19 protein-coding genes and 4 pseudogenes are annotated in these 19,886 nt (G+C 48.0%); 8 read left to right on the forward strand and 15 right to left on the reverse strand.

Features of this window, described 5'->3' with window-relative positions; all coding sequences use genetic code 11:
• Positions 1 to 18: 18 nt before the first annotated feature.
• From ACMGG5_RS18725 to ACMGG5_RS18745, 5 genes and pseudogenes are all read right to left on the reverse strand, one after another.
• Positions 19 to 852: pseudogene (locus ACMGG5_RS18725) on the reverse strand (antitermination protein).
• Complete coding sequence (gene rusA, locus ACMGG5_RS18730) at positions 849 to 1,211, reverse strand: crossover junction endodeoxyribonuclease RusA (protein WP_420278345.1); 363 nt, start codon at positions 1,209 to 1,211, stop codon at positions 849 to 851. Before rusA ends, ACMGG5_RS18725 begins: the two are co-directional and overlap by 4 nt.
• Positions 1,168 to 1,413: a hypothetical protein gene (locus ACMGG5_RS18735; RefSeq protein WP_420278346.1), complete on the reverse strand. Its 246-nt coding sequence runs from the start codon at positions 1,411 to 1,413 to the stop codon at positions 1,168 to 1,170. The genes rusA and ACMGG5_RS18735 overlap by 44 nt, the downstream gene beginning before the upstream one ends.
• Before the next feature lie 4 nt (positions 1,414 to 1,417).
• Positions 1,418 to 2,020, reverse strand: coding sequence for a DUF1367 family protein (locus tag ACMGG5_RS18740; protein WP_420278347.1), 603 nt, complete (start codon positions 2,018 to 2,020; stop codon positions 1,418 to 1,420).
• 300 nt (positions 2,021 to 2,320) lie between these two features.
• Entirely contained in the window at positions 2,321 to 2,632 is a 312-nt protein-coding gene (locus tag ACMGG5_RS18745; RefSeq protein WP_420278348.1) for a DinI-like family protein, read from the reverse strand.
• 463 nt (positions 2,633 to 3,095) lie between these two features.
• Between ACMGG5_RS18745 and ACMGG5_RS18750 the strand changes: the two genes are divergently transcribed.
• Positions 3,096 to 4,049, forward strand: a complete 954-nt coding sequence (locus ACMGG5_RS18750) for a lysozyme inhibitor LprI family protein (protein ID WP_061715017.1) — start codon at positions 3,096 to 3,098, stop codon at positions 4,047 to 4,049.
• A 390-nt stretch (positions 4,050 to 4,439) separates the two neighbouring features.
• The gene (locus ACMGG5_RS18755) at positions 4,440 to 5,222 is read left to right on the forward strand and encodes a hypothetical protein (protein ID WP_420278349.1); all 783 of its coding nucleotides are present in this window, start codon (positions 4,440 to 4,442) and stop codon (positions 5,220 to 5,222) included.
• A gap of 314 nt (positions 5,223 to 5,536) precedes the next feature.
• Here the strand turns inward: ACMGG5_RS18755 and ACMGG5_RS18760 are convergent, their stop codons facing one another.
• The 6 genes and pseudogenes from ACMGG5_RS18760 to ACMGG5_RS18785 form a co-directional block, all read right to left on the reverse strand.
• Entirely contained in the window at positions 5,537 to 6,295 is a 759-nt protein-coding gene (locus tag ACMGG5_RS18760) for an HNH endonuclease (RefSeq protein ID WP_061715015.1), read from the reverse strand.
• Between the two features lie 96 nt (positions 6,296 to 6,391).
• Positions 6,392 to 7,342, reverse strand: coding sequence for an FRG domain-containing protein (locus ACMGG5_RS18765; RefSeq protein ID WP_420278350.1), 951 nt, complete (start codon positions 7,340 to 7,342; stop codon positions 6,392 to 6,394).
• A gap of 1 nt (position 7,343) precedes the next feature.
• The gene (locus ACMGG5_RS18770; protein ID WP_420278351.1) at positions 7,344 to 8,480 is read right to left on the reverse strand and encodes a hypothetical protein; all 1,137 of its coding nucleotides are present in this window, start codon (positions 8,478 to 8,480) and stop codon (positions 7,344 to 7,346) included.
• A gap of 324 nt (positions 8,481 to 8,804) precedes the next feature.
• Positions 8,805 to 9,032 (reverse strand): hypothetical protein, encoded by a 228-nt coding sequence (locus tag ACMGG5_RS18775; RefSeq protein WP_061715012.1) that lies wholly within the window; start codon positions 9,030 to 9,032, stop codon positions 8,805 to 8,807.
• Positions 9,029 to 9,331, reverse strand: coding sequence for a hypothetical protein (locus tag ACMGG5_RS18780; RefSeq protein WP_061715011.1), 303 nt, complete (start codon positions 9,329 to 9,331; stop codon positions 9,029 to 9,031). Before ACMGG5_RS18780 ends, ACMGG5_RS18775 begins: the two co-directional genes overlap by 4 nt.
• 159 nt (positions 9,332 to 9,490) lie before the next feature.
• Positions 9,491 to 10,114 (reverse strand): annotated as a pseudogene (locus ACMGG5_RS18785) (replication protein P); the annotation flags it as partial.
• Here ACMGG5_RS18785 and ACMGG5_RS18790 point away from each other — a divergent pair.
• From ACMGG5_RS18790 to ttcA, 5 genes and pseudogenes are all read left to right on the forward strand, one after another.
• Positions 10,114 to 10,437, forward strand: a pseudogene (locus tag ACMGG5_RS18790) (enterohemolysin); the annotation flags it as partial. The pseudogenes ACMGG5_RS18785 and ACMGG5_RS18790 sit on opposite strands and share 1 nt — an antisense overlap.
• 38 nt (positions 10,438 to 10,475) lie before the next feature.
• Positions 10,476 to 10,718, forward strand: a complete 243-nt coding sequence (locus ACMGG5_RS18795) for a DUF4060 family protein (RefSeq protein ID WP_420278352.1) — start codon at positions 10,476 to 10,478, stop codon at positions 10,716 to 10,718.
• Positions 10,719 to 10,788: 70 nt separating this feature from the next.
• A complete protein-coding gene (gene xisR / locus ACMGG5_RS18800; RefSeq protein ID WP_073961537.1) occupies positions 10,789 to 11,001 on the forward strand; it encodes an excisionase family protein in 213 nt (70 codons plus the stop codon).
• A gap of 1 nt (position 11,002) precedes the next feature.
• Positions 11,003 to 12,082 (forward strand): annotated as a pseudogene (locus ACMGG5_RS18805) (Arm DNA-binding domain-containing protein); the annotation flags it as partial.
• A gap of 35 nt (positions 12,083 to 12,117) precedes the next feature.
• Positions 12,118 to 13,053 (forward strand): tRNA 2-thiocytidine(32) synthetase TtcA, encoded by a 936-nt coding sequence (gene ttcA / locus ACMGG5_RS18810; RefSeq protein WP_061715008.1) that lies wholly within the window; start codon positions 12,118 to 12,120, stop codon positions 13,051 to 13,053.
• 42 nt (positions 13,054 to 13,095) lie between these two features.
• Here ttcA and dbpA read toward each other — a convergent pair whose 3' ends face one another.
• The 4 genes from dbpA to ACMGG5_RS18830 form a co-directional block, all read right to left on the reverse strand.
• A complete protein-coding gene (dbpA, locus tag ACMGG5_RS18815) occupies positions 13,096 to 14,469 on the reverse strand; it encodes an ATP-dependent RNA helicase DbpA (RefSeq protein WP_267214929.1) in 1,374 nt (457 codons plus the stop codon).
• A gap of 27 nt (positions 14,470 to 14,496) precedes the next feature.
• Positions 14,497 to 14,682, reverse strand: a complete 186-nt coding sequence (locus tag ACMGG5_RS18820) for a hypothetical protein (RefSeq protein ID WP_420095142.1) — start codon at positions 14,680 to 14,682, stop codon at positions 14,497 to 14,499.
• A 270-nt stretch (positions 14,683 to 14,952) separates the two neighbouring features.
• A complete protein-coding gene (gene zntB / locus ACMGG5_RS18825) occupies positions 14,953 to 15,936 on the reverse strand; it encodes a zinc transporter ZntB (RefSeq protein ID WP_024907164.1) in 984 nt (327 codons plus the stop codon).
• A 155-nt stretch (positions 15,937 to 16,091) separates the two neighbouring features.
• On the reverse strand, positions 16,092 to 17,234 hold the full coding sequence (locus tag ACMGG5_RS18830) for a methyl-accepting chemotaxis protein (protein ID WP_148769246.1): 1,143 nt from the start codon (positions 17,232 to 17,234) through the stop codon (positions 16,092 to 16,094).
• A gap of 456 nt (positions 17,235 to 17,690) precedes the next feature.
• On the opposite strand from ACMGG5_RS18830, the gene ACMGG5_RS18835 reads away from it, so the two are divergent.
• Positions 17,691 to 19,820, forward strand: coding sequence for a putative bifunctional diguanylate cyclase/phosphodiesterase (locus ACMGG5_RS18835; RefSeq protein ID WP_420278353.1), 2,130 nt, complete (start codon positions 17,691 to 17,693; stop codon positions 19,818 to 19,820).
• Positions 19,821 to 19,886 lie beyond the last annotated feature (66 nt).

The following is a 19,886-nucleotide window of genomic DNA, read 5'->3' on the forward strand; positions in this document are numbered from 1 at the left end:
TCACGATAAAATAACGCCCTATTTAATTATCTGCTTCAGCTGCGCATCAGCCCACGCCTCTTCGATATCAAACTTGGTGATGAGCTGGTCGTAGAATGGCTTAACAGACTTCTTCCAGGTATCGAGGCGGATTGCATCCGTTATCTGGCACACCGCGGCGTAAGCCTCAGTGGAAGGAATTCGTTCATACCCCCGCCCGCAGCAGCGCTTACAGTCAGCCAGAACCGGCACACCCTGCCGTTCTGTAAGAGCCTGATTAACGGCTTTCCCGCGTCCATGGCAATCTCTACAAGCACAACTTACAACCTTCTTGCCCTTACACTGAGGGCAGAGAACGCGCGCTACCTCCCTGACCTGACTGCGCACCTCATAGTCGGAGGGGTGAATATCATCGACGCCCATGTTAAAGACATCTTCACGAATTTCTTCTCTTTTACCGGAGTGTGAGACTTCATGCTGAAAACCTTAGCGTCAATAAACCCTTCCCCATTGCACCCATCGCACTGCTTCACGCTGGCGGCGCTGCGGGAATAGTCCTCAAACGCGAAGGTGGCCAGCTGATGCATCACCAGTGGTTTAACCCCGGCATCCAGTTTGCGAAGCGCAGCAACCCGGTCGCATCTGGTCAGAGCGTACTGGGCCAGCAGTTCGATCGCCATCTCCCGGTCATTGTTGCTGATACCCATCTTCCCGAGAAAGGCGCTGTAACCCAAGGCTGCCCGCTCCTGCGTCATGCCCATAGCAGCCATGATATCCGTTCCGGTTAATGAGTCTGACGCCGTAGCGCGCGGAGAGTCGCTAATCATTGTCGATTTGGCGAAGTGATATTTTGAGGGTATTTTCAAGATTCATGCGGTCTCCAGCTCGGTAATGGTGAGTTCTATTTTCCCGCCCTTAACGACAGGCATTTTCACAACGCGATAGTCGACAACCTGGCAGTCATCCAGCCAGAATCCCGCCTTGGTTAAAGCGTCAAATGCAGCTTTCTGCAGATTATCCAGATCGCGGTGCCGGCGGTCGGGCATGTGACATTCAATCCGGATTTTGAGTGGTGCGGCCGTCCGGATATTAAGCCGGGCGCTTCGAATGACACTTGCGACCGCATAACGGTACGCAACACCATCAGCGCTAATGTGTGTGCGCCCGCGGTTGTGCCGGTAATACCGGTTATTGCTCGGCGGCCAGGGCAAAGTGATTTGATTTGTCTTCACGTTCACCCCCTAACCGGTTTCGCCAGCGGCTATCCGGGCGCGCTGGTGTATTTGAGGTCGGCAAGAATGCACTGACAGTCCAGGTGACGTAATCCTGCTTTAGGCTGCGCTCAACTCGCACGCCGCGCGCTTTGTAACGCTTAACCAGTTCGTCGGCCTGTTCGGTGCTGCAGTCGGTATGATGGAACCATGTCTTCTTCATTCCATCACCCCGCGAAGCCAAGCAGCTGCGCGGCGACATTTTCTGCCTCATCACGACTGCGGAATGAACGGGACAGGACCCAGCGCCAGAGTACATCGAGTGCTGCTTTATAGAGTTGCTGGAACTCGAGTTCGTCCATGTTGGCGAATGAAATGCTACGAGGATGCTTTTTGAGTGTGCCGTCTGGCAGCTGAATGGCATCAAAGTGCCCTGCCTCAAAGATCACCCATGAGCGGTAAGCATCGAAGGATTTGCACAGGCTAATACCATTCGTGACGCGCCGGTAAGCAACCTGCTCAAGATACTGCTCAGCAGCATCGATCAGCGCGCCCTCATTCCCGCCATAAGAAGCCAGGAATTTTGCGTAGCCGGTGATTAGCTTCCGCTCGTTACTCGAGATAGCCCCGCCGGTTGGTTCCCAGTATTCAAAACCGAGATTGAGAAGCGCGAAAAAGCGCCGATGGAATGCCGGGTTACGTACCCGCCTGAACTCGGCAACTAGAACATCGCCGAGCCGGGTTTTGGATTGCAGGATATCGCTGGTCTCGGGTGTGGCCGGGATCAGTATTCCTGAGTGGTGTTTAATAAGTTGTAATTCTAGCGCCATGGTTCTCTCCGTGGCGCATCAGGTATAGGGTGTTCAGGCCTATGAAAGAATAATATCAGACGGTGGTGTAACTCGGTACCCCAGTTGTTTTGCAAATTGCATAAACCCGTTGAGAGTGAATATTTCTTCCTCTTCGAGTAACGGTCTTAATGAAACTATTCCATTTACTCGATAAACCAGATATCTCCCTTCCGCCGGGAAGCTATAGATAACTGCTTTATCGGCCCTTCTGACCACGTCGTACCATTGATCATCTGCATTAAAGGCATCTGCACTACACACTATTTCCCCCAGAGCGACTTATTGACGAGGTAAACAGTAATCGGGAACAGCCAGGGGAACGCAAACAGCGATACTCTTTGAAACTGCTCCAGTGAAATTCACGCGATTAATAAAACCACTCGTCCGCGCTTTCCCAAGTCTCCTGCAGGACGTGTTCGACTTCTTTCTTGTCGCCCCCAAAACAGTCAAACCATCATTACTGGCACGCCTAATCGTAAACTGGCAATCATCGAACTCTTTACTGAGCCTTTTCAGCAGTTCTGACACTAGTGCAGGTATAGCTCCATCAGGAAGTTTCTTCATGCAATCAATGGTTAACTCAATTTTCATTTTCCCTCCGCAATGAATTGCTGTATTTATATACAGTACATTTATAAACTTATGTAGCGGATTTTGCAACGTTCTTAGAGCTCACAAAGTAGCCTACTCAGATGGTGTACCCCTAAACAAACAACAGGTTACTCCTTGAGCAAAGACTTGTTGCTTCTGTGGATTGCATGTTTTGTATTGGAAATAAGACTGATCGATTGGATACTCAGCACAGCTCACTAGCACCATTTCATGCCCTAACTCTATGGTGAGAACCTTACTTGCAGGCCCTCGCTTCGGGATCATCATCAAAGTCTCCGTTGCGTAATGTTCTCATTATTTGAATTAAAGATTTCGCAGTCTTTGCCGATACTACTCTGGTCTTTGCTTGTGACGCGTTCAGTGTTCAGTGCTGTTTGCTTTGGCCATCCGGACTGATTACATACCGCCTCATAAAAGCCAATCCTTAATATAAAGGGAACTTATGAGATTAAAATACGCAGCACTCATACTCGCCGTTGCCATTACAGGCTGTGATAACAAAAAAGATGTAATCGGTTGTTCTTCTGAAATGACCCAGTCAGCTCTTATGGATTTATTAAAAAAATCTGCATATGAAGGGCTCTCTGAACAGGTCGACAAATACCCTGACGTCACTAATCAGACAAAACGAAGCGCCTTGGACAAGATCAAACTGGTCATATCTGAAATCTCCACAACTTCAAGTGACACGGGTAGCACAATGAAAACGTGTGAAGGTACTGTGACGATGACCCTACCTGCAAATGATTACGCTCAGCTTTCTGATGCTTACAGAAAAAATTTTAACCGTAATCTCGACAAGCAAATGGAAAGCCTGTCTTTAGATAACAACGCAAATAGCTTTTCAAAACGCATCTCCTACACAGCACAGGCGACCGACGATCAGAAAAACGTTTTCGTAAAAGCCTCCTCTGATAATCCGATATCTGTGGGTGCTGCTGCACTTACATCGCTTTCAATCATCAACCCGATCGTTGAACAGCAAAAGATCCAGCAGGTTAAGGATGCCCAACAGAGCCAAATTGAAGCGCAACAGCAGGCTCAACTCAGGGCGCAGCAACAGGCCCAGTATGAGGCAGAGCAGCAAAGTGAAAGACAGACACAGCTGCAGGCACAAGAAAAAGCGGAGCAGCAGGTTCAACAGCAAAACGCTGGCAGCCTTGATCAGTCCCGAATGGCGTTTGCAAATGCCGACTCTGATTTGAATACCGCCTGGAGCACATTAACTCCGGCGAAGAAAAAGGAGTTACTACCTTCTCAGCGCCAGTGGATCAAAACAAAGGATGCTATGTGTGGCAAAGTTTCAATGCAGGGAACTGATCCTGAACTTAAGAAAATGATCGACTGCCAGACGCAAATGACCCTTTCAAGGACTGCTTTCATCAGAACACAATAACTGAAGCTGGTGGCCAGTGCTGAGCTGGCTCCAGCGTAATGCTTGATAATTTCCGTCGTGTCCTCTGCCTTTTATAAGTATGACACGCAAGCGCTGCGTCAATACAGGAGTCTTTCAAATTCACCTTACGTCAGTTATAAAACTAACATTGGATGGAATGTCAGCTTTGTGTCATGAGCGGACGTTGCTAAGGCCTCCTAAGTAATTATTAAATTAACTCCCAAAAACGAAAAAAACATACACCTACAAATAAAAATTGTAAGATGTTAATCTACCGGAAGGAAAAGTAATGGGAGTCAAAACTATATCCCTGACATCAAAAAAAACCTAATAAACAATGGATTCAAGAAAGAATTTCAAGGCACTCTAAATATCATAGGAAGAAAATAAATGCTGAAAATGTCTAAAGCAAAACATGCCTTCTTACAAAGATTTTATCGATTCGACGAAGATATTCAGCTAGTAGATTATTTATCATGGCAGTCTTATTCCCGCTCTGGAGTTTTAAACACTTCTGACACACTTCTACCGGGAGATATCTCTAAGTATGAACGCTTACATAAGCGCAATTTAAAAGGAAAAGCTTTTAGAGAGAATCGCTCCGCTGTATTCACCCACCTTAAACAAACAATATTTTCATCATATATAAAAGAATCTTATGAAGAAGTTACAGAATACCTGAAGGTCATTTTGAAAAGTGCAGCACTTAGCAAAAGAGTATCTATACTACAATTTGTAGGTGGGCAGGCAAAATTAACAATCACGGCACTTGACATTTACCAAGCAGGTGATTTCACCACCATATCAAATTCTCTGATAGATAAAATATTTCAAGAGCTTGAAAAGGAACGAAGCACTTTAAAATTAATTAAAAGCGTGTGCGGTAAATTATCATTATCTGGCGAAGAGAAAGTAATAAACAGAGCTGTTCACTTCTTAAACATTAGGCACTACTTGGTTCATAGTGATGGAAAATTACCAGCTGAGTTTGTAAAAGAGCTTAAAGAAAACGAAATTGATATTTCATGTGACAAAAAAGGATACATCAAGCTTAATTATGAATTAATCAAAGACTTTAGATCTTCAGTATCTTCTCTCGTTGATCACATCGACAAACTTCTCATTGATAGTAACTTTCTATCCTCCGCTTTTATTCACCGAGGGAAAAGATAGAATCACACCAAAAGATGTGTATCATGTAACAGCCCTTTCGAGTAAAGGGCTGTTACATCATTATGATATCCATCACGTCACGATTCAAGCAACTATATACTGCTATAGCATTATAGTAATAGTTCACATTATGGCAGAACCAGCATAATCCATACCGCGTAGAAGATAATTTTGGATGTCATTGTCACTGCATTTACTAGTTCGTATTTCAGGGAAACCTACATAAAATTCACATAAGCGCACACAATGCCGGAACTAATTCTTGAAGCCCGAAAGTATTTTCTACAGTTTACAAACTTAAGTAGTTGTACACGCTAGCTATTCGGCAACCAAAAAGGTGCGTATTTATCTGAAGAGGTATACTTATCACCCCCTTTCTCGCTATTGCAATCACCACAAAGCATTTGCAAATTAGTCGGATCGTTTGTCCCTCCAAGATTGAGTGGTACAATGTGATCAATGGCAATACCTGCGTTATTTGCGAAGACGCCCGTAAGATTGTTTTGGCATATTGCGCAATGTCCATCCTCTCTTTTTAACAATCCTTTTCTTAACCATTCGGGCCAATATGTACAACGTTTCATTACACCATCTCGTTTAAGATAAAATGGGTAATCAAGCATCTTTAATGCTTTTATTTCATCAGAAACATGCAGATTAAATCGCCGCATAAGGTCCCGATTCCTGTAAAGTATAGTGAACGTACTCCACACCAACTTGAAATTTATTTGAGCGGCATAAATGTCATATAAATAATCGTTATAGTTAGCTTTTCGGTATTCCTCAAATCTCTGGAAAACCACCTGATAGCTTTCAAATTCCTTATAGATCTCTGAGTATATATCAGATCCCATTTTTTTTAAGGTATGTCTGTAATCATCAAGCAATCGATATGAAATATAGTCATGAAGTAATGTAAATCTTTGCGGTATGAATGTAGTTTTCAAAACGCTTTCACCCATATAAAATGCATCTTTGAAGGGTATGTGGTAAGTTTCACCGTAAATCTCTCCTTTTATTTGAACGGCGGCATTAATAGCGTATCGTTGCTGTTCTTCTATGAAAAATTCCATAATGGCTCCATCTCCATTAGTTTAAAAAATAGGTTGTCAGGTAAGCTCTGTGTTTAAAGCAACTAGATCGTATGGTTCGTATGCATGAGGTACCTACTAAAGTGTATCATCTTCAATAGGCTTCATTTCCGCATAATTACGAGAAATAAATTTCGCTGCTTTCTCAATCTCTGGGAAAAGTATACTTTCATACACACCTAAACGCTCCAGTTGTCCCCGTATTGCTTCTTTATGTTCAGCAGCTATGAACACACTTCGTGTAGGCAGAACTTCTTCAGTGGATTTTAACGAATTCGTTTTTGAACCATAGAGCATAAAAGCACCGGACTGCGCAATTATCCTTTTATTACTTAACTTTGGTTTAACATAAATTGGCCTAAGCAAATCTTGAGGTTTCATTAACTGCCGAAAATGTGGTTTTTCCATACCTATGTGATAATAAAGCTCATCAAGAACATCTTTATCAACACCATTATTTCCCCTTACACTCTTGCTATTATCAATAAAACTTTGGTAATCACTGCTTTTTCGAGCTAAATCAAAGAGAATCTCTTTACTTTCACCACTTAAATTAGCAACATTTGCCATGCAACTTACTCGATCACTATCATAGTATCGCTGCCTAGAATCCGGAACAAAATATGCTGTGACAGTTCCACCCTGCGGTCCCTTTGAAATACTTTTGCTATTTTCTGTAAATACATAACTTTCTGTAGCGAACCATAGCGCTACAAGGGGATTAAGAGTAACGTCCATTAACCTTGTTGGCAAACCAAAGTGCTGCATCCGAACAAGACGATCAAACATCGTTTTATCAGACTCAAACTCAGACGGATGAAGTGAAACTATGTCTCTGATAGCTCGGTTCTCATTCTCGTAAATCCTGCCTTCGCCTCTAAATAATTTTGGTTTACTTATCCAACCATAAAATGCCTGCCCTCTAAATGCAGTTGGATAGTTTCCTTTGAGCTTCCATTCATTTACGTATTCAACAAACTGCATTACAGATTTTATGCTATCGTTCGGTTTTGCTTTCCTTAAGCTCATTCTACATATTATCCTTATTTAGTTCGTAAAGTTCAGATAGTCGCTGCTTTTCAATTTGAAACTCTTCATCAAGATTAGAGAAGTCAGGTAATGAATCAATCAAATCTTGTACGCGATGAATTATTTTCCATGCATCATAATGAATAAAGGGGTTCATACCAATAACATTTCCTGCATTGGGCATTATTGAATTATCGGCATTAGAAAGCATATTAAACTTTTCTATGGCCAGTCCTTCATCCCAGTCAGAAACAAAAAGAAGCAGCGCTGATAATGCAAGCAACTGATTATTTCCTGTTATTGAACGCGGAGTAGTAAACTTCCTCCTTAGTGAATCATACTGCTTAGTTATTGCTGTAGATAATTGCATTGCCGCCATATATTTATCATTTAATTCTCGCCTATCAAATACTTTCAGCCCTTTATCTCTTATTACTAGGCGATGCGCCTGACGCGCTAAAGTATTACTATACAATCTCATCAGTGAGTTATTTTCTTTGGCGTTTAAATCAATATTAAAGAAAGATGGATATTTGTATTTTAGCGATTTATACACCTCATCATTGATATTAAACCATGATTCGTTTTGTTTACCTTCTAGTACTTCATATTTAACGGAGTCACCCTGGCTATAAAAGGACGCTCTAATAAGATTAATAACGTGTGGGCTATAGCTGATAACAAAATCCCCCGACTCACGCAGATCAGAAAACCACTTTCTCATGTTTCTGATATCAGTCTGGTTAAAGACTTTATGTTCAATACCCCGGCAAACCAGTTCTCTGACTAATAGCGTAACTTCTGAACCATCCTTTCCGAACTTAATGAACGCGTCACCACCTGAATCTCTGATTTTATCTGGGCCATTATAATAGTCACAAAAAACCTTATGTGCATCCGAGCCGTCAGGCTTTCTAAATGCGAAGTGCGCTTGCTTAATTTTCTTATTAGTTAACTTAGAATAACCTTCAGATACATAATGTGCACCTGTAACACTGCACATCGGGCATTCTGCGTCTTCATTTACAAAAATTCGAAAACCATCTAAGTCGTTTGAAACCTTTTTAAGATATAAACGTTCTAATTGTTCTTTATCAAGTTCGCTTTTGAATCTCTTTGAATAAACAGTAATTGCCACTGACTCCCCCCTTTTTAACGGTTAAAGCTTGCAATGAATTATCAATAAGCAAATAATCTTAGAAATCTATACCTTAGGAAAATTCCGGTTCTGAATGATGTTTCATGATACTACCGCCATATGGGCTAAAGTGGAAGCATAGGTGCCGAAACTTTATCCTTTTCGTTTAAACTGGACTATTTCTCCCTATGCCCTCCCTTCAGCCTTCATGCGCTCATACTTCGCTTTGAGTAACTCACCTGGCGTTGGCCCCTTCGGAGCCAGTATCACTGTCGGGGGCACTGGCGGTTTCGGTTTACCTTCTCTCACACGTCTAGCAACATTTCAATTGACATATTTTTTGTATAAAAGCCATTCTTCCCAAGCATTCTCAGGATCGATGTCAAGGTATCCCCGTTCTTTAATCATTTCTTTTGCAACATCAACTGGCACTCGAACAGCTGTAGCGGAATCACGGATTGACTCAACCTCCTGCTGAGTTAACTCTCTTCCGATTTCTCTTTCTTCACTCAAAAGAACTGCTATCAAAGCAGGAATAAAAACAATAGTCATTTTTTATTAGCATCCGATTTTCGGCGAGCTTCGATCATATGTACGTAAAATGCGTGAAACTCTTCATCCTGGCTGACAACAAGCTCTGGAGGTAATGACTTCCTTTCCTTATCCCACTGAGCAAGAACGTCCTGACACTTATCGTATGCTTCATCAACTATCTCAATGGCGGGCCTATCCGTGTTGATGTACGGGATCGTATATTTATTGAGGCATACTGCTGTTGGAGGACCATAACTGTACTCCTTAGCTAAAACAGGAGCAGCGAGTACCACAAAAGCCATTGCTATCCATTTCATTTTTGATTCGCCTTCGCCATTTCCATGTTACGTGGACAGCTACTCTTGGGTAGTTCCACAATTTCACCGATAATACTGCAACCACGAAAGGAAGTAATCTGGGACTGGGACAAATTATTCAAGGTTCAGTTTCACCGGTTCTATATGCACCAAGCATACTTAAACCCTTCCACAATTTTTCAAGCGCTCGTATTTCGCTTTCAAAATCTCGGCTGGTGTCGATCCCTTCGACGATACTGGAGCTGCCAGCGCGCGACGAACAGGCGGAATAGGCTTACCGGCTATAACCCGTTTTTCCCACATATCCAAAATATCGCTTGCCTCGCGCTCGAGCTCTTTCTGACACAACTGGCCATCGGTTCCGCGGCGAAGCAACTCGAGGCAGATGTGGTAATAAACCGGCTTCGGCCACGGATACTGCTCACTGCTCGGGTACCGAAACACTAACTTGCGCCACTTCCAGTATTCAGCCATCACGTCAGCAGCGGTGATCCCCAGCACACAGCGCCCTTCCCTGCACCAATTGATGAACTGGCCAGGTGACGGTAGGAACGGACGCTCCTGACGGCGTACCATGCGCATACCGGCTTCAACTTGCTCCAGAGTGGTGATTCCGTTTTCTTTGAACGCCAGCACCCACTGCCGGCGGATCTCATTCACGTCTTCCTGACTGCGGCTAACCAGGCTTGCCGGAAACGCAGCCGCCAGCTGTACGAATAGCCCGTTGATAATCTGCGCCACCTGCTGCGTATGCTCGCGCTCGGTGTACTGCTCAGGCAGGTTTCCGTGATCGCATCGAGGCGGCTCAGGATGTGGATAGCGCTAAAGCTCTGCGCGCAGATATTGAAACCGTGAAAGCAACGCTGGGTTCTGCCCTGTTCACTGAGCTGAAAAACAAGGCCGTGAAGCGTTATTACCTGGTTGATGCACGGAACAAAGTCGAAGCAGCCATCAATTCCTTGCCACCTTCAGATGAACCCGATGCAGCTGCGCGGTTCGCAGAGGTAGAGCGCGTTCTTGCGTCGTCTAAACGTCATCTGGGCGATGAATTGCATGGTCAGTTCAGCATCACCCTGGCGGATATGAAACCGGAATACGTGGACTAACGAGATCGGGAGGGGAAACCCTCCCTCAAGGAGAAGAAATGCGACTGATTAATCGAGGCAGTAAGCAATCCCCTTTGGCTCGCCAGGCATGTGAAATCGCACTCGCAGCCCACCAGCAAAGATACGGCGATTATGTGCGCAGCAAGATGAAAGAGACCTATACGGTGAGAGTGGAAGGCGTGAAGGTCTGGGTTGAAGTGGTCAACTGCAAGGCAAGCTACGTGGCCACAGCAATGACCGGCATGCGCCGACTGCGTACCCTGCCCGGCCAGGCAAACTGAAACTGAAACTGAAATATCAACGACTGCAGACCGGCATATCTATACTCATGCCGGTTACCTGAGGTGAACCATGTCGCAGGTAATTTTTAACGAAGAATGGGTTGTTGGCGCAAGGCTCACAGAAAAAACAGGCCTGACCGAACGACAGATTGGGAAGTATCGCCAGGGCTGTTGGGTGGAAGGTATCCATTTTAAACGGGTTTCTCCTTCCGGAGAAAAAACCTTGCGTGGCACAACCTGGTACAACTATCCGAGAATTAATCAGTTAATAAGGGATGCGTAAGATGGCAGCTTTGCCTACAGGTGTCGAAATCAGAAACAATAAGATTTGTATCTGGTTTATGTACCGGGGAAAGCGTTGCCGCGAAATTCTCAAAGGTTGGATTAACACCCCGGCGAACATCAAAAAAGCCGGGAATCTTCGGGCTGTGATCGTAAGTGAGATCAACCTTGGAGAGTTTGATTACAACCAGCGCTTTCCTTCATCATCCAGAGCAAAAAAAACCGTAACCACTGTTTCAGTTCAAACCTTTTCAGAGCTGTGTGAACTGTGGACGAGCATTAAAGAAACCGAAATTAGCGCGAATACCATGCGTAAGACGCGCTCACAACTCGGTACGTTAATGCACATCATTAACGGAGATACGCCTGTTTCAACTATACGCCACAGCGACATTCTGAAATACAGAAAGGAGCTGTTGAACGGTGAGACACTTTACCTGGCAAATCCCAGAAGTAACAAACAGGGACGCACTGTGCGTACCGTGAACAACTATATATCGCTTCTGTGCTCCCTTCTTCGGTTTGCACACAAATCTGGCTTTATCAGTGGCAAACCCTTTGAAGGGATCAAGAAACTACACAAAGGGAAAGTAAAACCGGATCCTTTAACGAAGCAGGAGTTTAGTTTGCTTGCGGAATCCGAGCGTGGCCAAAGCCTCAATATGTGGACGTTCGCAGTTTATACTGGTGTCCGTCATGGAGAGCTTGCAGCTCTTGCCTGGGAAGATATCGACTGGGAAAAAGGTACGGCTCATATACAGCGCAACCTTAATGCGCTAGGAATGTTCGTCCCACCAAAAACCGATGCAGGTGATCGAGTTATCACGCTATTAGAGCCAGCACTAGAGGCCTTGAAGGCACAGCGTACACTGACTTCGTTACAGCCCAAAACCGAGATTGTTTTTCATCACCGTGAGTATGGTGCGATGGAATATCAAAACCTACGATTTGTTTTCATGCCCAGGATGCGCAAGGGCATACAGAAGGCCTACTACTCTTTATCGAGTATCGGCTCCAGATTTAACGCAGCTGCAAAACGTGCTGGCATTCGCCGCCGGAATCCGTACCATACGCGGCATACAATTTTTGCCCCTGCTGGCTCCGAAGGTAGTACTCAATGCAAGAGAATCAAGAGATTAACAAAAAAGAGCAATACAACCTGAACAAACTGCAAAAGCGACTGCGCCGTAACGTGGGCGAAGCCATTGCAGACTTCAACATGATTGAAGAAGGCGATCGCATCATGGTTTGCCTGTCAGGGGGTAAAGACAGCTACACCATGCTGGAGATCCTGCGTAATCTTCAGCAAAGTGCGCCGGTGAAATTTTCCCTGGTGGCGGTCAACCTTGATCAGAAGCAGCCGGGTTTCCCGGAACACATTCTGCCGGAATACCTCGAGAAGCTGGGCGTTGAGTACAAAATCGTCGAAGAAAATACCTACGGTATTGTGAAAGAGAAAATCCCGGAAGGGAAAACCACCTGCTCTCTGTGCTCTCGCCTGCGCCGCGGCATTCTGTATCGTACCGCGACGGAGCTGGGCGCGACCAAAATTGCGCTGGGCCATCACCGCGACGATATCCTGCAAACGCTGTTCCTCAATATGTTCTACGGCGGCAAAATGAAAGGCATGCCGCCTAAACTGATGAGCGATGACGGTAAACACATTGTGATCCGCCCGCTTGCCTACTGTCGTGAAAAAGACATTGAGCGTTTTTCTCAGGCTAAAGGGTTCCCGATAATTCCATGTAACCTTTGCGGCTCTCAGCCGAACCTGCAGCGTCAGGTGATTGGCGACATGCTGCGCGACTGGGATAAGCGTTATCCGGGTCGTATCGAAACCATGTTTAGCGCGATGCAGAACGTTGTCCCTTCCCATCTCGCGGATGTAGAACTGTTCGACTTCAAAGGCATTAACCATGACTCAGACGTGGTGAATGGCGGCGATCTGGCGTTTGACCGGGAAGATATTCCCATGCAGCCAGCCGGCTGGCAGCCGGAAGAAGATGACAATCAGTTTGAAGAGTTGCGTCTGAACGTGCTTGAAGTGAAGTAAGCGATTAGCGTCTCAGAAACATCTTCTGAGACGCTTGATGCTTTATTTCAGCAGACGTACGCGACAGGTTTTACCCTTGATTTTCCCGTTCTGCAGCTGCTTCCATGCCTTATGGGCCACCGCCTGGCGAACCGCTACGTAGACATGCGCCGGATGAACTGCAATCTTACCGATATCCGCTCCGTCCAGACCCACATCCCCGGTCAGCGCGCCTAATACGTCACCTGGACGCATCTTGGCTTTTTTACCGCCATCAATACACAGCGTCGCCATTTCGGCTTCCAGCGGTACCAGGCTGACGCCAACTGGGGCATTCATCCAGTTCAGCTTAATCTGCAGCATCTCAGAGAGAATATTGGCGCGCTGCGCCTCTTCCGGTGCGCAGAGGCTGATCGCCAGACCGCTGTTTCCTGCACGTGCGGTACGGCCAATACGGTGCACGTGCACTTCAGGATCCCACGCCAGCTCAAAGTTCACCACCAGCTCAAGGGATTTAATATCCAGACCGCGCGCAGCGACGTCGGTTGCGACAAGAACACGGGCGCTGCCGTTAGCGAAACGGACCAGCGTCTGATCGCGATCGCGCTGTTCCAGATCGCCATGCAGCGACAGTGCGCTCTGCCCGGCGGCATTGAGGGTATCACAGACCGACTGACAGTCTTTTTTGGTATTACAGAACACCACGCAGGAGGCCGGCTGATGCTGGCTCAGCAACTTCTGCAGGAGCGGAATTTTCCCCTGCTGCGAGGTTTCAAAGAACTGCTGTTCGATAGCGGGCAGCGCATCTACGCTGTCGATTTCAATGGTGAGTGGATTTTTCTGCACGCGGCCACTGATGGCGGCGATAGCGTCCGGCCAGGTTGCGGAGAACAGCAGCGTCTGGCGATCGGCAGGTGCGAAACGGATCACCTCGTCAATCGCATCGCTGAAGCCCATATCCAGCATCCTGTCTGCCTCATCCATCACCAGCGTTTGTAACGCATCCAGCGAGACGGTGCCTTTTTGCAGATGATCGAGCAGGCGGCCAGGTGTGGCGACAATAATGTGCGGCGCATGCTGGAGTGAATCACGCTGCGCGCCGAACGGCTGTCCGCCGCAGAGGGTTAAAATCTTGGTATTGGGCAGGAAACGCGCCAGGCGACGCAGTTCACCCGCAACCTGATCTGCCAGTTCGCGGGTCGGGCACAGCACCAGAGACTGGGTCTGAAAAAGCGCCGCATCGATATGCTGCAACAGGCCGAGGCCGAATGCCGCCGTTTTCCCGCTGCCCGTTTTCGCCTGTACGCGCACGTCACGGCCCTCGAGGATGGCAGGCAACGCGGCCGCCTGAACAGGCGTCATCGTGAGGTATCCCAGCTCGTTGAGGTTATCGAGCTGGGCAGCGGGCAAAACATTCAGGGTAGAAAAAGCGGTCACAATAGTCTCTCGTGGTCATCTTTGCAGTCAGATGGCGCGTATCCTCGCAGATCTCGCGGTTCGATGCGACAATTTAATCGGTTCTTCATCGGGCGGCGGGTCGGGCATTGGCTGTGGGCGCGGGATGGGATCGGGCATGGGCACCGGATCGCTGGGGATAGGATCGGATTGACGCGATTGTTGCAGTAGCAGAGCGTTCAGGATGCTCATCATTCCCTCCAGAATTTACTGTCGTCCCTTTTAGGGTAGACGTTGAGAATCAGGAGGCAAAAAAAAGCCGACTATGAAGTCGGCGTCGTACGAATCAATTGTGCTATGCAGTAATTCAAAAAAGGAAGTAAGACAATATGGAGCGCAACGCCCATCGCTTGACGTTGCATTCACCTGCGGGAGTAATATTGCACCTTACGGGGTAGATGTTTATTGACTTCGCTCAATTAAAAGAGCGTTTTGATCCCGGTAAAAGCTGGAAAAAGCGTAAATTTACAGCCATTTACTACGATGCAACCACCATGCAACACCGCCTATCAAAACAACTAACATGACGCAAAACGCGGTAAAACCATAGCGATAGGCATTGCCCGGGATACCGCCCAGGTTTACGCCAAACAGCCCGGTAAGAAACGTGCTGGGCAAAAAGACCATCGCCATCAGGGACATCGTGTAGGTTCTTCTCGCCAGCGACTCCTGCATCACCTGCGCGATCTCGTCCGCCATCACCGCCGTTCTGGCAATACAGGAATCAATCTCGTCCAGCCCGCGCCCCAGCCTGTCGGCAATATCCTGCATTCTGCGTCGCTGATCGTCATTCATCCAGGCAAGTCTTTCGCTGGCCAGACGCGCGTACACGTCGCGCTGCGGCGTCATATAGCGGCGCATCACAATTAGCTGCTTACGCAACAGGGCCAGAAAACCGCGCGGCGGGATCTGCTGATCGAGCAGGTTATCTTCCAGGTCGATGATTTTGTCGTGCAGTTCTTCGATAAATTCGCTCGCGTGATCGGTAAGCGCGTCACAGACGTCCACCAGCCAGCTGCCGCAATCGATCGGCCCGGTGCCCTCTTTCAGATCGTTGACGATGTCATCCAGCGCCAGGACTTTACGCTGTCGGGTGGAGACAATCAGTCCATCGTCCATATATACCCGCATCGCAACCAGCTGATCCGGACGTTCATCCGTGCTGCCGTTAATGCAGCGCAAGGTGATCAGCGTACCGTCCCCCATTCGGCTCACGCGCGGCCGCAGGCTTTCACCCGCCAGCGCATCGCGCACGTTATTAGGCAAGAGCGGGGTCGAAGCGAGCCAGTCAGCGCTGTCCGGGTGGGTATAGTTCAGATGTAGCCAGCAGGGATGCGCACTGTCGATCACATCATTATCTTCCAGCGGTCGCGCACCGCCGCGGCCGTCCAGCACCCACGCAAAAACTGCGTCAGGAACGTTAAGTTCAGATCCTTTAATGCTTTCCACAGCGCCTCCACCTTTTTAGCTCTTTTGGTGTCAGTCTAGCTTCCATCAGGGGTTAAGCAACAACTATGTCTCCCATCGCGCTGATATCGCTCAGGAAATGTACATACTGGCCAGAGGCGTAAAAAAAGCCTGGCATGCCAGGCTTTGAGATTCAGTCAGAGTGAGTGCTCTGGCCGCTGGAGGAAGGATGGCGAGCCGCCTGGTAATGAGGAAGAAGAGCCCTGGTCAAGTCTGAAATTACGCGTGCGGGCCTGCAGCTCAATGACCTGATTGCGCAGGACATCAGAGGATCCGTTGAGTTCCTCTGCCATCGCCACGTTGCTTTGCGTGACCCGCTCCAGCTCCGAAAGCGCCAGCGTGATCTGAGAAATGCCTTTTTCCTGCTCTGATGTCGACGCGGAAATATCGTCCATTAAGCGACTGACATTCCCCGAGCCCGTCACGATTTCATGCATATTCTTCTCTGCCTGCGACACAACGGTAGCGCCCTGCGTGACGTTACTGCTGGTGACTTCAATCAGCGCTTTGATATTCTTCGCGGCCTCTGCGCTGCGGTGCGCCAGGTTTCTGACCTCTTCCGCAACGACAGAAAAACCTTTTCCATGATCGCCCGCCCTTGCCGCCTCAACGGCCGCGTTGAGCGCCAGAATATTGGTCTGGAACGCAATGCCGTCAATCAACGAAATAATCTCCGTCATCTGCTGGGCGCATTCGGTAATGGACTGCATATTGTTGGCGACCTGCCCCATCAGCTCCCCGCCCTTGCGCGCCTGCAGCGTCGCCACATTAGCCTGTTCGCTCGCCAGGCGGGTGTTATCGGCATTGTTTTTGGTACTCGCAGCCATTTGCTCCATGCTGGCTGCGGTTTGCACTAAAGACGCAGACTGCTGCTCGGTTTTCACCGAAAGCTGAGCGCTACGTGCCGAGAGTTGATCCGATAAGGTCATCGCGGTTTGCGACGACGCCCTGATCTCGCGCACCAGCGTCGCAATGTTGCCGGAGAGGCTGTTTATCCCCGGGATGAGTCGGCCGGCACAGTTATTGCCAAATTCAGGGATAGAGACACCAAGATTACCTGCTGTCACCTCTTCAATACTCTTCTTCACCGTATTGATCGGCGTCACAAGATACTTCGTCATATAGACCCAGAGCAAAAATAGCGCAATGAAGTTGATGACATTAAGCGAAATAAAGAGAGAAGGATTGCTGGAAAATAGAACAATGACACCTGCATCCACCAAAAAAAGAGATAAAAGGAACCCAATAATAAAGGTCCTGACACTAATATTTTTTAGCATGATAATACCCACGTTTTATATTTTGGTCGGCATTAAGACTTATAGCATTGGCTCAGACGTTTTTCCTCGCAAACTTCACGGGTTTGTTTTTTCGCCGTTAGCATCCTGAGATTTGTCTTAAGTCAGACAAAAAGAGTGTATTAGTGAAAATGTTATGCGCAGGATGCTGTGATACTGGTCTCTCGCCATCTTAAGCGATAGTATCGCCCGCGGTGAGACGATACGATCGCCCTCATATTTAAGGAGCTTTGCTACTTTTATCCGTTTTTGTTTAGCAATGCTTAATACATTAACAATGGAATATATTTTATATTCTTAATAAGTTTTAGAGTATTAATATGACTGGTCATTTTTCACGATAAATAACTAATATGGTTTGAATGCGCATGTTCGTTGCCCGATAAAGATGTACCCGGCAGGCGAAATCGGTAACCCTCTCAGGCGTGGGATTGCATAATGCTCAATATATCGTGGGACCCTGTGTTAATCGCTATCTCTTATCTGGTGGCGTTTATCGCCTCCTTTGTGGCGCTGGACAGCGCCGGAAAGATCCCCCTTTCCAGCCGAAAGGCTGCCCTGTTCTGGCGTATTGCCGGTGGGGTTACGCTGGGCATTGGCATTTGGTCGATGCACTTTATCGGCATGCTGTCGATGCAAATGCCCATGATGATGAGCTACGACCTCTGGTTAACCCTTGCATCGCTAGGCGTCGCGGTTATTGCGTCGACCACGGCCCTTGATATTGCCGTCGCGGGAAAAAAACGGTCTCTTTTTCGCCCCATCGTTGCCACCGCGATCCTGAGCGCAGGCGTAGTATCCATGCACTATATCGGTATGGCGGCCCTGATGCTGGATGGCAGCATCATCTGGGATCGCCGTATTGTGGGGTTGTCCGTAGTCATTGCCGTGGTGGCTTCCGGCACGGCGCTGCGGCTGGCTTTCCGTCTGCGAGATAAACACAAAGGCGTCTTTATCGATCGTCTTCTCGCGGCCCTGGTCATGGCCGCCGCCATTTGTGCGATGCACTATACCGGCATGAGTGCCGCGCATTACCCGGAAATGTCGCATACCCTCCCCGGCGGGATCGGCGAACTGGGGTTATCCATCTGGGTTTCGGTCACCACGCTCTGCCTGCTTGGCGTGATGTTAATTATTTCCCTTGTCGATTCTCACCGACGTACCGGCCGGCTGACGGACAATCTGCGGCAGCTCAATCGTCAGCTTGAGCTACAGGCGCGCTTTGACGCGCTCACCGGACTCGCGAATCGCCACCAGATGGATCTCCGTATGCAGGACTGCCTGCGCAGCGCGTTGCTGAGTAACAGGCAATTTGCCGTCATTTTCCTGAACGTCGATCATTTCAAACGCGTCAACGATACCTGGGGTCACAGCGTCGGCGATGAGTTATTGATCACCGTCGCACAGCGCATCACGGCCCGACTCACGCGTGAGATGACCCTGGCAAGACTGGGAGGAGACGCCTTTATCCTGCTGGTGCCGGAATGTGATGACGACAAGCTCAACGCCCTGCTCACTTCACTGCTCGGGGATGTACGACGCCCTCTGTCTGTTTGCGGACATACGTTGAGCACGACGATCAGCGCGGGCGTCAGCCTCTATCCTCAGGATGGCGAAACGCTGCACGAGCTCAAACTTAAGGCGGATGCAGCCTTACATCATGTCAAAGACGATGGGCGCAACGGCTGGGCGATTTATCAGTCCGAGATGTCAACAGCGATCCCGGCGAAACCCGGTTTCCTGAAGGAACTCTCTCAGGCGCTTGAACGCGATCAGTTTGAACTGTGGTACCAGCCCACCTGGCATGCGGGAGAGAAAACCATTCATGGTTTTGAAGCCCTTCTGCGCTGGCGGCATCCTGAGCAAGGCGTTGTACTGCCAGGTCTGTTTATCCCCTCGCTCGAGCAAACAGGCTTAATTATCCCGGTGGGCAACTGGGCCATTGAAGCGGCATGCCGGCAGCTGCATTTCTGGACTGAACAAGGGTTCAGCCAGTGGACGTTGTCGCTTAACCTATCCCCCGTCCAGTTCGAACAGCCGGACATTTTCCCTATCATCTCGTCGATGCTGGAAAAATATAACTTGTCTCCGTCCCGGCTGATCCTTGAGGTAACTGAGAGCACCGCACTTAAAAATCTCGACCGCAGCATTGAGTTGCTCAATACGTTTAATCACGCAGGGATCACCGTCTCGATTGATGATTTCGGTACGGGCTATTCCAACCTGCTGATGCTGAGCGTGCTTCCGGCTAAAGAACTTAAGATCGACAGAAGCTTCGTAACCTCGATGCTGGAAAATGAAAAAAGCTACAAGCTGGTTGAAACCATCATCAGTATCGCCCGGACCATGGAAATGAATGTGGTGGCAGAAGGGATCGAAACGGAAGAACAGGAGGCGGTCCTCACCCGTCTCGGCTGCGATTATCTGCAGGGGTACCTTTTCTCCCGCCCCTTACCTGCCGAACAGGTACCGTGGCTGCTGCTGCAAATAAACTCGGACAAACAAATTATACCAATTGGTAAAATTCATTCGGAAAACGCATTTGCTTCACAAAAAAATCATGCCTGACGGGATGAAGTGGAGTATGTTTCAAAGCAGTACACGCGAGTCAATTCTGTCATACATGTCAGCCAC

Origin of the sequence: Enterobacter sp. BNK-34 (genome assembly GCF_048684445.1) — a bacterium.
In the GTDB taxonomy this organism is placed as follows: Bacteria; Pseudomonadota; Gammaproteobacteria; order Enterobacterales; family Enterobacteriaceae; genus Enterobacter; species Enterobacter pseudoroggenkampii.